Source organism: bacterium, from assembly GCA_021158245.1.
Classification (GTDB): domain Bacteria; phylum Zhuqueibacterota; class QNDG01; order QNDG01; family QNDG01; genus QNDG01.
Window position 1 is genome coordinate 1 of record JAGGVB010000060.1, and the last position, 14,661, is coordinate 14,661.

Below are 14,661 nucleotides of genomic sequence, written 5' to 3' on the forward strand. Positions count from 1 at the left end.
CGGAAATCAGCTCTTCAATACCTTCACCAGTCTTGGCGCAGGTAAAAACAACTTTTATAGAAGGCTTGATTGTAAGTGCATCTCTTTCAAGCTGTTTTAAATCCACACCCATTGCTTCTGCCATATCTATTTTATTTATTATTACTACTGTTGCATCCCTGAAAATATGTGGATGCTTTACAATCATGTACGGCCCTTCTGTTGTTGAAACTACAACTATTCTCTGGTGTGCACCCACAGGATAGCTGCCTGGGCAGATCAGGTTCCCGACATTTTCAATAAATATAAGATCAAAGTCAGACATGTCCAGCTGATCAAAAGCATTTCTCACCATATTTGCATCAAGATGACAGCCCTGGTCAGTATTAATCTGCAGCACATGTGCACCGTACTTTCCGATTCTGTCTGCATCAATAGTTGTTGTAAGATCCCCTGTTATTGCAGCTATTCTTTTTTTCGAATTCAGATTTTTTACCAATTGCTGGATAACGGATGTTTTGCCTGATCCTATAGATCCCAAAACATCAACTGACTTAACCTTATGAGCATTTAGAAACTCTAAATTTTGATCTGCAATTTCACTGTTTTTCCCAAAAAGCCGTTTATTAATTTGAATCTCTATTGTCTTTCCGTCTTGTGTATGGATAGTTTTCATTAACAAGTCTCCATCTTTAAAAAATTATCCTCTTTCTTGCCGGGTTTCCCTTTACTGCCGAACCTCCGGGTTTCCTGTGAATATCACACGTATCCACAGGTGCCTGGCTTTTTAAGAAAACCTCATCAAGCACCTTTGGGCACGAGGCAGTTGCTATTTTTTTTGACTCGGCACAAATTTTAACTCTTACAACACCTTCAGGCTGCTTAAAATCCCTTAAGGGAAGATTAAGTGTATCGTGTGCCATACGCATAAAAGGAGCCCAAACAGGTAACGCAGTATTAGCACCTGTCCTTTTATCCCCTATGCTTAATCTCTCATCATCAAAACCGACCCATACTGTTGATGTAATCTGCGGGGTAAATCCTGAAAACCATGTATTTCTGTAATCATTCGTTGTTCCTGTCTTTCCCCCTGCCGGCCTGTAAAAATTATATTTCCACCGCGCTGCCTGGCCGGTTCCTTTGTTTATTACTGTTTCCAGCATATCTGTCATTATGTATGCTGTCGCAGAACTTATAACCTCCCGTCTTCTCGGAGATGCTTTCTCCAAAACGTTTCCGTACTTGTCCTCTACCCTCAGTATTGCTGTGGGTGCAACCCTTATTCCTTTATTTGCAAAAACACTGTAAGCTGAAACTAATTCCAGGGGGATAACAACATCCTGGCCCAGGGCAACACCGTCAAAAGGATGAATCGTTGTTGTAAAACCGAATCTTTTTGCATAGGCAACTACCTTTTCCGGAGGTATCAATTCCTGTACAAGCCTCGCTGCTATAAGGTTAAGGGAACGCCGCAAACCTTCTCTTAAAGTTGTCGGCCCTCCTGTGCTCCCGTCATAATTTTTAGGCCGCCACTGTGTACCGTCAGCCATAGTAACAACAACAGGTTGATTTAAAAGTTCAGTTGTTGTAGACCACCCATTATCAATTGCAACGGTATATGCAAAAGGCTTAAAGTTAGACCCCGGCTGCCTTTTCATCTGCGTTACTCTGTTATACTTGGATCTGTCAAAATTCCTGCCGCCCACCATTGCAATAATATCCCCTGTTGTTGGTTCCACAGCAACAAGTGCACACTGCAGAGTTGCTCTTGCTCTGATAAGAGAATCGACTTTTACCGAATCGCTCAAAAACGTCTGTATTTCATCTTCTGTTTCAAGAGGCGGATTTAGCCAATCTAAAAACTTTCTTCTCTTAATTATCTTTGCCCAGGCATCTTTTTCCAGCTTTGGAATAAAACTGTTTATAGCACTATCAGCACACGCCTGCACCCTTGTGTCAAGACTTGTATATATGGATAAACCGTCCGTATAAAGCCTTAATCCATACTTGTTGTACAATTTTTTCCTTACATACTCACAAAAATAGGGGGCAATTGTTCCTGCATCTCTGTTTCTATCAATTACATTAATATCCAACTGCCGTAAAGAATCGTATTGAGTTTTATTTATAAAATGACATCTTTCCATACTTTTCAATACAATATTTCTTCTATGAAGAGCTTTCACTTTGCTTCTGTCAGGAACGTAATAACCGTAAGGCAATTGAAATAACCCTGCCAGCAGAGCTGATTCCTCTGTTTTAAGGTCTTCTACATTTTTACCAAAATATGCAAGAGATGCTGCCTGTACTCCGTACGTCCCCCTGCCGAGAGGCATCCTGTTAAGATACATTTCCAGTATTTCTGATTTTGAATATGTCCGCTCAATCTGAATTGCAGTAAGCATCTCTCTTATTTTTCTAATAATTGTTTTCTGCGGATAGAGATAAAGCTTTCTTGCAAGCTGCATTGTAATTGTTGAAAACCCCTGTTTAAATCTCATATACTTAAGGTCAACATAAAGCGCTTTTGGAAATCTCTTTAAGTTAATCCCCCAGTGATGGTAGAATTCGTGATCTTCAATGGCCACAGTAGCATTTATCATGCTCTGCGGAATTCTGTCAAGCGGCACCATTATTCTCTTCTGCTTATAAAGTTCCTTCAGGATTTTCCCGTCTTTCGAATATATCCTTGTCACTAAAAGCGGATCCGTAGCTCTTTCCAGTTGAGTAAGAGAGGGAAGATTTTTTGCAAGAAGCATTAATATGATTCCCGATAGCATTACCATTACAGCAAGCAGTACAACAGGATATATAAGCCATTTATTCTTCTTAAGGAATTTGGGAAGTTTCAGCCTTCTTTTTTCAAAGTTCCTTGTTGTTCGTTTCATCAATTTCCTCTTTTTGTATTTTGTATTGCTGCTTTCCCCATTTTTCAAGATACATATTCTCTTGGCCTAATTCAGCATATGTAAATTTATCGTACCAATCTCCTGTATTCACATAGCTTTTTGTTCCACGTTTATAAATCATCGGCCTGTGTGTATGCCCTATTACAACGTAATCGTATCCTTCATCAAATTTTTTCCTGGCAAATTCAATATATTCACTGTCTTTATTCTTTATTTCACGATGATTCCGGCTCATTCTTGAAAAAAACCGTGCTATATTATAACTTAAATCAGGATGTACAAGTTTAAAAAGAAATATGCTTATTCGGTTCTGAATAATACGTTTCAGTATTCTGTAACCATAATCACTCTTTGCAAGGCCATCTCCGTGTGTAACATAAATACGCTTAGAAAATAAATTTAGTTCCAGATGTTCATTATAAACAGGTATTCCGAGATAATCAGGGAAAAAATCAAAAACCCAAAAATCATGATTCCCTGTTATATATCTGACATCTAATCCGGATTCAACACATTTTTTCAATTCCTCCAGTATTTTAAAATAAAATACAGGAATACAGGATTTATACTCAAACCAGAAATCAAACAGGTCTCCTGCAATGTACAGGCCGCTTCCGTTCTCTCTTACATATTCCAAAAATTCAACAAACTTTTTCTCTTTGTTTTTTTCAGTATCCGGATCACTGTGCCCGAAATGAGCATCTGACATAAAAAAGTAGTTTCTCATTATATATACACCACAAACATCTTGACTAATATATAATATATTGCCATATGTCCGATCTTTTCCATTAAGTTCTATTAAACCTACTCCATAATCTAAAAATATAGATATATAACCAATTAAATGCAATCGTTTTTAAGTGGCCGTATGGATTGATTTCCTTCGTTTGTAAGACCGGCCATATTGAACGTTGGTTTTCATTGCAAAAAATCAGAAAAATTTAGTGTATGGTTTTGTTTACAGGTATGAATATAAAAGTATACACATGCTGAATATTTTTTAATTTTACCCATAATGTTTATTTTGATATTAGTTTTTATTTTTTATATTGTTATGACGTTTTTTCTACGGTTATTTTTTTTTGGAACGATATTTGTAATTAAATGCCCATAATTCATTGGGGGAGTTACTGGCTGTGGATTTTGCTGCATTCCTCTTCTTAGAGTATTTACATCGCTATGCGGGAGGCGTACCTTAATGGGATTTGTGCATCTTAAATCCTGTGCGAAAATTAACATCGGCTTATCTGTCACACAAAGACGTAATGATGGTTATCATAACATTGAAACACTTTTCCAGGAAATTGATCTGTGCGATGAAATAATTTTTTCCAGGTCTGACAATTCCACAACTATCAAATCAGATAATCCCGAACTTCCCCTTGACTCGTCAAACTTAATGTATCATGCATTCGAGCTTTTTAAGAGCAATGCGTCGGCTTCCGGCGGTTTGAACATTGATATTAAAAAGCGCATCCCTATGGGAGGAGGGCTCGGCGGCGGAAGCAGCAATGCCGCAGCAACATTAGTTGCAGCAAACATCCTTTGGAACAATCCCCTTTCCTCAAAACATCTATTAAGTCTGGCACAAAAAATAGGTTCCGATGTCCCTTTTTTCATTACCGGAGGCACTGCAATCGGCCGAGGTCGTGGAGAAGAATTATCGTTCCTTAAAATACCTGACGACTGGTTTGCTGTTCTTGTTTGTCCTGGTATAAATATCTCTACAAAATGGGCTTATGGAGAACTTAAAATTGCCTTGACAAATGAGAAAAAAATCACTAACTTTAATGCACTTTTTACAGACTGGCTTATTGATCGCTTTCAGTCTGAGTTGTACAACGATTTTGAGGTGCCTGTTTTTAAGCTGTATCCTGAACTTCAGCATATAAAGGATCAGCTTTATAAAAAGGGCGCTTTTTACGCCAGTATGTCAGGAAGTGGCTCAACTATTTACGGGCTTTTCAAAAGCAGTAAAGTCGGGCTAAGGGTTCAAAAGTTCTTTTCCAATAAGTATGTTTCTTTTTTTTGCAGTCCTATGACTATTCGTCAGGCTCCGGGAGGGATTATCAGAAACCGCTAAAGACAAGGAGACGGTTTTGAAAATTACCGAAATTACTATCAGTCTGCGAAACGAAAAGAAACTTAAAGGTTTTGCCAATATAGCATTTGATGACCTGTTTGTTGTACGCGGTCTTAAGATTATCAGGGGATCCAAGGGTTATTTTATAGCAATGCCCAGTAAAGCAAAACGCGACGGTTCTTTTAAAGACATTGCACATCCTATTAAAAAAGAATTCAGAAGTTTGCTCGAAGGTGTAATTTTGGATAAATACTGGGAAGAAGTACAAAAGGCCTGCCCTCAAAATATTAATATTGATGACTTGAGTACAGTAATTGGTTAGCAGATAGAATTGTTTTTTCCTCTTTTACTGTTTAAATAATTCTAATCTTTGGGGCGTCGTCAAGTGGTAAGACACATGGTTTTGGTCCATGCATTCGGGGGTTCGAATCCTCCCGCCCCAGCTTGTTATGTATAATTTACATAAAAGTTTTGGGTTTGCTATCTAACCCGGTCCATACTGGGATGTTGGTTCCGGGTTTTGTTTTTTATTCATAAATTATTTTAATGCGGATCTCGCTTTATGAAAATCGTTACAGGAAGAGCCAATATACTTCTGGCTCAGAAAATATCAGATTATCTTCACATGCCTCTGGCAGATGTTGACATTATTACATTCCAGGACGGGGAGATAAAGGTAAAGTATAATGAAAATATCCGCGGTGTGGATCTTTTTATTATACAGCCGACTAACCCCCCGGGAGACAATCTGCTCGAACTGCTTCTTCTTATTGATGCAGCAAGACGTGCTTCAGCCAAAAGAATAACTGCTGTAATTCCCTATTTCGGATATGCACGGCAGGACAGAAAAGATGAACCGCGGGTTGCACTTTCTGCCAAACTTGTTGCAGATTTAATTTCCGTTGCAGGTGCTGACCGTATTTTAACAATGGATCTGCACTCTGCTTCAATTCAGGGGTTCTTTAACATTCCGCTTGATCATCTCTACGGATCTGTAATTTTTATAGATGCTATAAAAAATCTTGGTTTTAAAAATCTTGTTGTAGTTGCTCCTGATATAGGAAGCACTCGCAGAGCACGAGCATACGCATCGCGGCTACATACAGACCTTGCATTGGTTGATAAAAGAAGGACAGGGCCTAATCAGGTTGAAGGAATGACCCTCATTGGAAATGTTGAGGGAAAAGATGCAGTGCTTGTTGATGATATGGTAGATACAGCAGGAACTATCTGCAAAGCAGCTACGATTCTTAAAAATTCAGGTGCTAAAAACATTGCAGCAGTTGGAACTCATCCCTTGCTGTCAGGGGCTGCAATAGACAGGCTGCTTGAATCTGATATTTCAAAAATGATTCTCAGTGACACTATATCTATTTCAAAAGATAAACTTGATAGATGTAAAAATTGCATAAAAGTGGTTTCAGCCGCTCCGCTTTTCGGAGAATCAATACAAAGAATCCACAGTGAGGAATCAATAAGTTCATTGTTTAATTAATAAAGATATGAAAGAAATTGGAGGCAACACATGCCCGAAGTTACACTAAATGTTGAACTACGTGATAATAAAGGCCATAGTGCAGGCAGAGCACTTAGAAGAAGCGGCCTTGTACCCGGAATTTTTTATGCCCGTGGAGAAGAGGCTGTTACTGTAAGCGTAAATACCAGAGAATTGCAGCGCCTTTTAAATACAGAGGTTAACATCATAGATGTGATTTTCCCTGATAAAAAATCGAGAAAATCTATTTTACGTGAAATCCAGATTGACCCTGTTACTGATGATCTGGTTCATTTTGATATTATGGGTATTAACCTTAAAGAAAAAATCCGTCTTAAAATTCCTGTTATTCTTAACGGTGTTCCCACCGGAGTAAAAGACCAGGGCGGTGTTCTTGTTCATACAATTAAAGATATTGAAGTCGAGGGTCTTCCTCTTGATATACCGGAACATATAGCAATTGACATTACAGACCTTAATATCGGCGACGGAATCACCATCGGACAGATAAGTCTTGACAAAGTTGAGTTTGTTGCAGACGAACACGAAGTAATTGCAAATGTTATTCATCCCAGGGTTGCTGAAGTCGCTGCTGAAGAAGTGGAAGCTGAAGAGGGTGAAGAAGGCGCAGAACCAACTGAAGATTCAGAAAATCAGGATTCAGCGCCTGCTGAATAATTATTTTTTAAGAAACAAGTTCTCTGTTTATTCACTTGTTTCCCTGCCCTCCTTTATGTAAGGGGGGCCGAAATGACCAAAGGGAGGATTTATATGAGGCAGTACGAAACAACTTTTATTATCGATACTCATCTGCCTGATGAAGCTATCGAAAAAACAATCGAAAAGTATAAAAACTTTATCACCGGTGACAACGGCGTTGTGAATAATATTGACAGGTGGGGAAAACGCCGGCTTGCTTATGAAATCAAAAAGAAACAATACGGCTATTATGTATGTTTAAGATTTGAAGCCGAAGGTTCTTTCATTGAGAAACTGGCAAAAGAGTTTAAACTTGACGATTCCATACTTCGTTATCTTACACTTCTTGTTCCAAAATCATTACTGCAGGAAGAAGCAAGGCAAAAAGCCAGAAAAGAAAGTAAAATTGCAGCCCTCGAAACCACTAAACCTGTTTCTGAAGAGTCTAAGGAGTCCAAATCAGTAATAGAATCTGCCGATGATCAGGTTCATAACGAGGTTAAAGAACAGTAAGCTATATTACTAATAAACATCATCCGTTTTTAGCGGCTCTGATATTTATTGATTGCTGCTTTTTTAATATAATTACTTAGAACTTTTTTAAGGAGGAAGTCTTGTTAAAGCAACGTAAGAAACGAATGTGTCGTTTCTGTGAAAACGGGGTTAAATATGTTGATTATAAAGACCCAAAAGTACTGTTAAAGTTTACATCTGATGTTGGTAAAATCATACCGCGCAGAACCTCCGGAACATGTGCAAAACACCAAAGACAGCTCGTTAAAGCTATTAAAAGAGCTCGTCATCTTGCCCTTATTCCATTTGTTTCTGACGGATCACGATAGTTAACTAAAATATAAGTAGTTAATAAAGGGTGTCTTAAGAATGAAAGTTATTTTAAAGCAGAAATATGAAAGCCTCGGCACAATTGGCGATGTTGTTGATGTTAAGGATGGTTATGCAAGAAATTTCCTTATACCTCAAAACATAGCTGTTCTTGCAAATAAAAGGAATGTCCGCATTCTTCAGGAAGATCAAAAGATGTCAGAGGGGCGTAAAAACAAAGAAAAGAAGCAGGCAGAAAAATTTGCAGAAGAGCTTGTCAGCGTATCACTTACAGCTGCTGTAAAAGTCGGCGAAGAAGATCGCATATTCGGCTCGGTTACTGCTCAGATGATATCTGACCTTTTGAAGGAAAAAGGCTATGATATTGATAAAAAGAAAATTGATCTGGAAGAACCCGTAAAAGCACTTGGTGTTTACACAGTCGTAATTAAACTTCACCATGAGGTTAACGCAAAAGTGCGTCTCTGGGTTGTTAAAGAATAGTTCTGTTCCTGATCCGGACTTTTTTTAAATTTTCTCCGTGTGAGGATTAAGAAAGGAAGGCAGATTATGGAGAATAAATGGCCTGTATGCCAGAAATGCAATTCAGGACTACTCATCCCATTATCTGATTACGGTAGAGATGGCGCTGCAATTCGGTATAAGGCATGGGTCTGCACTAATCCTGATTGCGGATTTAATATTCGAATTGATAACGGTGAAATCAGTTTTGGAAGACTGGTTGGCCCATCTCAAAAGTAATTACAGTTAGTCTTACTATCTAAAGGGACAGGCGCTTCTATTTTTGAGCCTGTCTTTCGAAACGGAGAATAATATGGACATTCTTAAAATTCTCCAAAATTTATGGCTAAAAGATTCCAAAGTTAAACTCTTTTCGCTTCTTATAGCCCTTTTTCTGTGGTTTTATGTTGTTACTGATAATTATTTTACCCATACAGTCAAAATCCCCCTTTTTCTTATAAATAAACCTACAGGCTGGATTTTAACGCACTCAATTCCTGAAAGTATTTCTGTTGAAGTAAAGGGCAACGGCAAAGACATTATTCGCTTTATATACAGCAAAAAAAAGCTTCTTATCAACCTTAAAAACATCAAACAGACAAAAACGTACAATTTAAATGTTAACATGATCGAGGGTATGCCGGAAAACAGCAGAATAACCCCAGTAAAAATAGTCTCTCCAAAAAAGGTTAAAATAGAACTTGATAAATTTTCTACAAAAAAGATTCCTGTTAACTCTTGCATATCTCTTAATCCTTTAAACGGGTATATCCAGGTTGGCAGTATTGTACTTGAACCCGATTCCATCTTAATAAGCGGGCCCCGTTCACAATTAAACGAAATAAAGAGCATTTCAACTGATTCTGTCTTTTATAAAAGAATTACTAAAGATTTTTCAAAAGAAGTTAATCTTGTTAATCCAGCCAACGATAATATAGAAATCTCATGTAAAAAGGTTAAATTCAAAGCCCGTTTCCAGAGAATTGGAGAACGAATATTCCAACACATCCCTGTTAATTTTGTCAATGTTCCTTCAGGCGTCAGTGCAATGGTTGTTCCATCCGCTTTAACCCTTAAACTTCAGGCTGGAGTCGGTGTTTTAACCAGTATTGATCCCTCAATGATAAAAGCTGAAATTGATTATCGTTCTATTAACAAGTATTCCAGAAATAAAATAAGAGCTGTTATTGAACTTCCTGATAATATTATAACTTATCAGGCAAAACCTCAATTTTTTGAGATCATAGTTAACCAATGATAGTACTTGGTATAGAAACATCTTGTGATGACACCAGCGCTGCAGTGCTGGATAATGGTAAAATATTATCTAATGTTATCTCTACGCAAACCGTACATCGTTCCTTCGGAGGAGTTGTACCTGAGCTAGCATCTCGTGCCCATATTGAGCTGATAAGTAAAGTTGTAGATCAGTCCTTATCCGAAGCTGGAATAATCATTAATGATATTAATGGTATAGCTGTTACTTATGGGCCTGGACTTGCAGGATCTCTTCTTGTCGGCCTTAGTTTTGCCAAAGGGCTTGCCCTCTCGAGGAACCTCCCATTTATTGGAATAAATCACCTTGAAGGGCATATATGGGCTAACAAACTTTCAGATCCTTCGGTTGATCCACCTTTTATTATTCTTCTTGTCTCAGGAGGGCACACACAGCTCGTGTATGTAAAAGAATGGGGAGATTACCTTACTCTCGGCAGAACGAGAGACGATGCAGCAGGCGAAGCATTTGACAAGGTTGCAAAACTTCTTAAACTCGGATACCCCGGCGGCCCGTTTATTGAACAATCCGCACTTAAAGGAGACCTCTCTTATATTCGTTTTCCCAGAGCATACCTTAAAAGCGGCAGCCTTGATTTCAGTTTCAGCGGCATTAAAACCTCTGTACTTAACCATGTACAAAAAATAGGCGAGGCTGAAACAAAAAAGCACATCTCTGACATAGCCGCATGCTTCCAGGAGGCAGTTGTTGATGTGCTTGTCAACAAAACCAAGGATGCTGCCGAATCAACAGGCGTTAATCAAATCTGTATCGGCGGCGGAGTCGCTGTTAACAAACATCTCCACAAAAGAATGATTCAGCTCTTTAAGGACAGTAATATACGCGTTTCAGTACCTAGCCCCTCGTTGTGCTCAGACAACGGTGCAATGATTGCCGGGGCTGGAAACTTTTATTTATCTTCAGGAGAAAACTCCCCTCTTTCTATTTCTCCTGCTGTATCCTTAAACTTTCCTTTTCGTCAACATTGATATGGGTTATTTGTTAAAATTGCTTTTAATCCTCTCCGGATTGGCCGGAATTCTCATTTTAAGTATTCATTTTTATTCAAAAACTCCGGCTACTTCAGATAAACATATTAGAACTGTCTTTATATTTTTAAGATTTTTTGAACTCTCCATCATCTTCCTATTGATATTCTTCCGTTTTTTATCAATATCTTTTTACGTAAAAGATATACCTTATTTGGGTATTTTGATAGACCAGTCTGATTCTATGAATTTAATTGACGGAGGTAAAAAAAGATCAGATACTATAAATTCTATAATTTCCGGCAGAGAATTTAAAAAGTTAACCAATCGCTTTAATCCTGTTTTCTGTACTTTTGGCGGAGACGCTCTCATATCGAAAAAGGGGACTATCTTTCTTCCTGAGAATCTTGCAAAAAGTACTAATATATCCCTCGCTTTCAAAAAACTTCGACAAAGTATTGCTCCGGCTCAATTTAACGCAGTTCTTCTTTTTTCAGACGGAAATTATAACAGAGGGCTTAACCCTGTATATATGGCAAAAGATATGGGCTGCCCTGTTTATACCATTGCAGCCGGCAATTATACAATTCCCAGAGATTTGGAGCTTGTAGATTTGAAAACCAATGAAGTTGCTTATGCCGGTACAGGAATAAACATTGAAGCAGAAATTCTATCTCGCGGCTATAAAAATGTTAAAGTTCCTTTACAACTTTTTTCAAACAATCGTCTTTACAGTTCAAAAATTATTTCATTGTCAGGCAATGGAGAACTCGTTAAAGCTGTTCTCTCTTTTTATCCAAAAACACCCGGAGATTTTCTTCTCAAAGTCTCTTTACCCCACCTTAAAGGAGAGTATACATATAAAAATAATTTTAAAGATTTTAAGCTTAAAGTACTAAAAAGCAAAATAAAAGTTTTTATGTTATCAGGGTCACCTAATCCTGACGGGCTTTTTATTAAAAGAGTATTACAGAAAGATCCGGATGTTGACGTTATCTCCAATACATTTACGAAAAAAGGCGGTTCTTACGAAGGATCCTTTCCGAATAAAAACGATATAACTTCATTTGACGTTGTTATTTTAAATAATGTATTTAACATAGATAATTTTAATTACAGAAAACTATACATTGATAAAGTATTACATACTTTTAAGGGCTCTTTTCTTGTTTTACAATCCCTTCCCCCTTCAAAAGAATTTGAAAAATATTTCCCTTTTTCATTATCCCCTGCTTCCGGCAAATATCCTGTTGTGATTAATCCTTCTCCAGCTTTTTCATCTCATCCTATTCTTTCAAATCTCGGGCTTTTTCATTATTATGAACTTCCGCCTGTTTACACCTCTTTTAATAAAATATATTGTTCTCTGCCTTTAGGCAATGTTTTAACAGGTTCATCAACAAAACCTAATCAAAAATCCATTCCTGTAATTTCTACACTTACAACATCCAAAAATAAAAATGTCTTTCTATGGACACAAGGTTTCTACACCTGGGCACTTAGAAACAAGACATCTTCCTTTTTTAATAAATTAGTTGAAAACACAATCAGATGGCTTGCATTAAGAATGAATTTAAATAATGGTAATGTTGTTTTAAAAACAGACCGGCTCAATATTCAAAGCAGCGAGGAGATAGGCATCTCCTGCCAACTATATGACGGCCTGTACAAGCCCGTAACAACAGGTTCCGTAAGGATTGATATCGTCAAAAACGGCATATCCTTTTTTAACGGAGCTCTTACAAACCGCGGTAACGGTATATTTTCATCCGTTTTCAGGTTAACAGAACCAGGAACATATTCAATCCGTGCTTCAGGCATAATTGATGGAAAAATTTCCTGCATTGATACTTCTTCTGTATTTGTTTCTCATTTTAATTCTGAATTTCAAAACCCTGTTGTTGACCTTAATGTTTTAAAACTAACAGCATCTTCTACAAATGGTAAGTTTCTTTCTCCTGATTCATCCTTAAACAATTTTTTTAATAAAATCTCTTCATTCTCTTTCAAAAAAAAGTTAATAAAACAAATAGACTTTTTATTATATCCGTACCTTTTAATTCTGTTAATTTTCCTTCCTGTACTTGAATGGTTTTTACGAAAAAAACATGGCTTGTTATAAAATCAATGCCTTAGCAGTACGTTTTTTTGATTTTCACTTGACATTTACTTTCGTATTGATATATTTAATTCACTGAAAGATAAGTTAGTGTGTGTGGATAAGTTGTGGATAATTTATTTATCCACCTTCCCCCGCCTCTTTATCATTGAATTTTAACGAAATAGCTTAATAAAGATAATATATCTAATGTTTAGTTTCCTCTTGATTTTACAGGAGTTACATAGATTTATAATTTAAATTTTTTTATTTGTCTATTTAAAGGGGTGAATGATGTCTCAACCTGTGGATAACTTGGCTTTTTCTGTGGATAACTCCTCTCCCGAACGTGTATGGGATGCATGCCTTGACATAATTAAGGAAACAGTTAATCCCCAGAGTTTTCAAACCTGGTTTGCTCCCATTATTCCAATAAAACTTGAAAACAGGCGTCTTACAATCCAGGTACCAAGCCAATTTTTTTATGAATGGATTGAAGAATACTATCCTCACATTATCCGCTCATCCCTTACTACGGTTCTCGGAAATGGTGCAGTTCCTGTTTACGATATATCCCAGACTGCACCTGTACACAGATCATTGCCTTCTGTTAATGAAAATATTTATGAAGAACAATTCAGGAGGGATGAAACATCTCTTAACAGACGTTATACTTTTGATACATTTGTTGAAGGAGGCGGTAACCAATTCGCCAAAGCTGCTGCTCTGGCAGTAGCTGAAGCACCAGGTAAAACCTCTTTTAATCCTCTTGTGCTTTACGGCGGAGTAGGTCTTGGTAAAACACACCTTATACAGGCAATAGGAAATTATGCTCTTGAAAATAAAACTGTAAAAAGAATAAGATATCTTTCCAGTGAAAAATTCACTATAGATTTTATAAACTCAATTCAAAATAATATGACAACGGAATTCAGCAGAATTTACCGCAATGTAGATATGCTTCTTGTTGATGACATACAATTTTTTATAAGTAAAGAAAGAACACAGGAAGAATTCTTTCATACTTTCAATACCCTTCACCAAAAAGGCAAACAGATTGTACTTAGCTCTGACAGGCCTCCGCGGGATCTCAAAGGACTTGAAGAGAGGCTTCTCTCCCGTTTTCAATGGGGCCTTGTTGCTGACATTCAACCCCCTGACCTTGAGACTCGTATTGCAATTCTTCAGCAAAAAGCTCAAATGGATGAAATTGATCTTTCAACAGACATCATAGATTATATAGCAACAAATATTACATCTAATATCAGAGAGCTTGAAGGTGCACTTATCAAACTTCTTGCTGTAAGTTCTCTGCGTGGTATTGATATTACTCTTAACCTTGCAAAAACAGTTTTAAAAGATATTTTTATTAATAAACGAAAGGATATATCAATAGAAGAAATTCAAAGTGTAGTATGCAACCATTTTGATATTCCTGATGATCTTTTACGTGGTAAAAGCAGAAAAAAAGAAATTGCTTTTGCACGTCAGGTTGCTATGTATTTATGTAAAGAAATGACTCAATATTCATTAAAAAGCATAGGTTTGCATTTTGGAGGAAGAGACCACACCACTATTATTCACGGTGTACGTACAATAAAGAACTTGTTGAAAGACAAGAAAAATAAAAAAATATATGATACTATAGAGATGTTATCAAAGAAAATTGAAGTTTTTTCTTTGTGATTTAATGTGGATAACTTATTAAATAATGTGAGTTCAATGTGTACATTTTAATGCTTTTTTTAAGATTATTTTTTTGTCCACATTTTATACACATGTGTTA

General features: G+C 37.0%; 15 protein-coding genes and 1 tRNA gene. 13 read left to right on the top strand and 3 right to left on the bottom strand.

From position 1 onward, the window contains the following. The 3 genes from hypB to J7K93_03610 all read right to left on the bottom strand — a co-directional run. Positions 1 to 655, bottom strand: a 655-nt coding sequence (gene hypB, locus J7K93_03600) for a hydrogenase nickel incorporation protein HypB (protein ID MCD6116078.1), incomplete at its 3' end; no start/stop codon positions are given. Between the two features lie 16 nt (positions 656 to 671). Next, entirely contained in the window at positions 672 to 2,867 is a 2,196-nt protein-coding gene (locus J7K93_03605) for a PBP1A family penicillin-binding protein (protein ID MCD6116079.1), read from the bottom strand. Then, the gene (locus J7K93_03610; protein ID MCD6116080.1) at positions 2,842 to 3,615 is read right to left on the bottom strand and encodes a UDP-2,3-diacylglucosamine diphosphatase; all 774 of its coding nucleotides are present in this window, start codon (positions 3,613 to 3,615) and stop codon (positions 2,842 to 2,844) included. The genes J7K93_03605 and J7K93_03610 overlap by 26 nt, the downstream gene beginning before the upstream one ends. Before the next feature lie 474 nt (positions 3,616 to 4,089). Here J7K93_03610 and ispE point away from each other — a divergent pair, with 474 nt between their 5' ends. The 13 genes from ispE (at position 4,090) to dnaA (ending at position 14,561) form a co-directional block, all read left to right on the top strand. After that, positions 4,090 to 4,974 (top strand): 4-(cytidine 5'-diphospho)-2-C-methyl-D-erythritol kinase, encoded by an 885-nt coding sequence (ispE, locus tag J7K93_03615; protein MCD6116081.1) that lies wholly within the window; start codon positions 4,090 to 4,092, stop codon positions 4,972 to 4,974. Positions 4,975 to 4,990: 16 nt separating this feature from the next. Further along, a complete protein-coding gene (locus J7K93_03620; GenBank protein MCD6116082.1) occupies positions 4,991 to 5,296 on the top strand; it encodes a SpoVG family protein in 306 nt (101 codons plus the stop codon). Positions 5,297 to 5,345: 49 nt separating this feature from the next. Then, positions 5,346 to 5,417, top strand: a tRNA-Gln gene (locus tag J7K93_03625). 119 nt (positions 5,418 to 5,536) lie between these two features. After that, positions 5,537 to 6,469, top strand: coding sequence for a ribose-phosphate pyrophosphokinase (locus J7K93_03630; protein ID MCD6116083.1), 933 nt, complete (start codon positions 5,537 to 5,539; stop codon positions 6,467 to 6,469). Positions 6,470 to 6,499: 30 nt separating this feature from the next. Then, entirely contained in the window at positions 6,500 to 7,147 is a 648-nt protein-coding gene (locus J7K93_03635) for a 50S ribosomal protein L25 (protein MCD6116084.1), read from the top strand. A 93-nt stretch (positions 7,148 to 7,240) separates the two neighbouring features. Then, a complete protein-coding gene (rpsF, locus tag J7K93_03640) occupies positions 7,241 to 7,681 on the top strand; it encodes a 30S ribosomal protein S6 (GenBank protein ID MCD6116085.1) in 441 nt (146 codons plus the stop codon). 125 nt (positions 7,682 to 7,806) lie between these two features. Continuing rightward, positions 7,807 to 8,010 (top strand): 30S ribosomal protein S18, encoded by a 204-nt coding sequence (locus J7K93_03645; protein MCD6116086.1) that lies wholly within the window; start codon positions 7,807 to 7,809, stop codon positions 8,008 to 8,010. A gap of 40 nt (positions 8,011 to 8,050) precedes the next feature. Then, positions 8,051 to 8,494 carry a 50S ribosomal protein L9 gene (rplI, locus tag J7K93_03650; protein MCD6116087.1) on the top strand — a complete coding sequence of 148 codons (444 nt, stop codon included), beginning with the start codon at positions 8,051 to 8,053 and terminating at the stop codon, positions 8,492 to 8,494. Between the two features lie 66 nt (positions 8,495 to 8,560). Then, positions 8,561 to 8,752 carry a hypothetical protein gene (locus tag J7K93_03655; protein ID MCD6116088.1) on the top strand — a complete coding sequence of 64 codons (192 nt, stop codon included), beginning with the start codon at positions 8,561 to 8,563 and terminating at the stop codon, positions 8,750 to 8,752. A 73-nt stretch (positions 8,753 to 8,825) separates the two neighbouring features. After that, positions 8,826 to 9,770, top strand: coding sequence for a hypothetical protein (locus tag J7K93_03660; protein MCD6116089.1), 945 nt, complete (start codon positions 8,826 to 8,828; stop codon positions 9,768 to 9,770). Beyond that, positions 9,767 to 10,777, top strand: a complete 1,011-nt coding sequence (gene tsaD / locus J7K93_03665; protein ID MCD6116090.1) for a tRNA (adenosine(37)-N6)-threonylcarbamoyltransferase complex transferase subunit TsaD — start codon at positions 9,767 to 9,769, stop codon at positions 10,775 to 10,777. The genes J7K93_03660 and tsaD overlap by 4 nt, the downstream gene beginning before the upstream one ends. Before the next feature lie 214 nt (positions 10,778 to 10,991). Next, positions 10,992 to 12,899 carry a VWA domain-containing protein gene (locus J7K93_03670; protein ID MCD6116091.1) on the top strand — a complete coding sequence of 636 codons (1,908 nt, stop codon included), beginning with the start codon at positions 10,992 to 10,994 and terminating at the stop codon, positions 12,897 to 12,899. A 267-nt stretch (positions 12,900 to 13,166) separates the two neighbouring features. Further along, complete coding sequence (gene dnaA / locus J7K93_03675; protein MCD6116092.1) at positions 13,167 to 14,561, top strand: chromosomal replication initiator protein DnaA; 1,395 nt, start codon at positions 13,167 to 13,169, stop codon at positions 14,559 to 14,561. The last annotated feature ends 100 nt before the right edge of the window (positions 14,562 to 14,661 follow it).

Excerpts from the sequence above, each read along its gene's own strand:
- ispE (MCD6116081.1), top strand. The coding sequence starts at position 4,090 with ATGGGATTTGTGCATCTTAAATCCTGTGCGAAAATTAACATCGGCTTA.
- J7K93_03605 (MCD6116079.1), bottom strand. The coding sequence starts at position 2,867 with ATGAAACGAACAACAAGGAACTTTGAAAAAAGAAGGCTGAAACTTCCC.
- J7K93_03645 (MCD6116086.1), top strand. The coding sequence starts at position 7,807 with ATGTGTCGTTTCTGTGAAAACGGGGTTAAATATGTTGATTATAAAGAC.
- J7K93_03655 (MCD6116088.1), top strand. The coding sequence starts at position 8,561 with ATGGAGAATAAATGGCCTGTATGCCAGAAATGCAATTCAGGACTACTC.
- J7K93_03630 (MCD6116083.1), top strand. The coding sequence starts at position 5,537 with ATGAAAATCGTTACAGGAAGAGCCAATATACTTCTGGCTCAGAAAATA.
- J7K93_03635 (MCD6116084.1), top strand. The coding sequence starts at position 6,500 with ATGCCCGAAGTTACACTAAATGTTGAACTACGTGATAATAAAGGCCAT.
- tsaD (MCD6116090.1), top strand. The coding sequence starts at position 9,767 with ATGATAGTACTTGGTATAGAAACATCTTGTGATGACACCAGCGCTGCA.
- dnaA (MCD6116092.1), top strand. The coding sequence starts at position 13,167 with ATGATGTCTCAACCTGTGGATAACTTGGCTTTTTCTGTGGATAACTCC.
- rpsF (MCD6116085.1), top strand. The coding sequence starts at position 7,241 with ATGAGGCAGTACGAAACAACTTTTATTATCGATACTCATCTGCCTGAT.
- rplI (MCD6116087.1), top strand. The coding sequence starts at position 8,051 with ATGAAAGTTATTTTAAAGCAGAAATATGAAAGCCTCGGCACAATTGGC.
- J7K93_03660 (MCD6116089.1), top strand. The coding sequence starts at position 8,826 with ATGGACATTCTTAAAATTCTCCAAAATTTATGGCTAAAAGATTCCAAA.
- J7K93_03610 (MCD6116080.1), bottom strand. The coding sequence starts at position 3,615 with ATGAGAAACTACTTTTTTATGTCAGATGCTCATTTCGGGCACAGTGAT.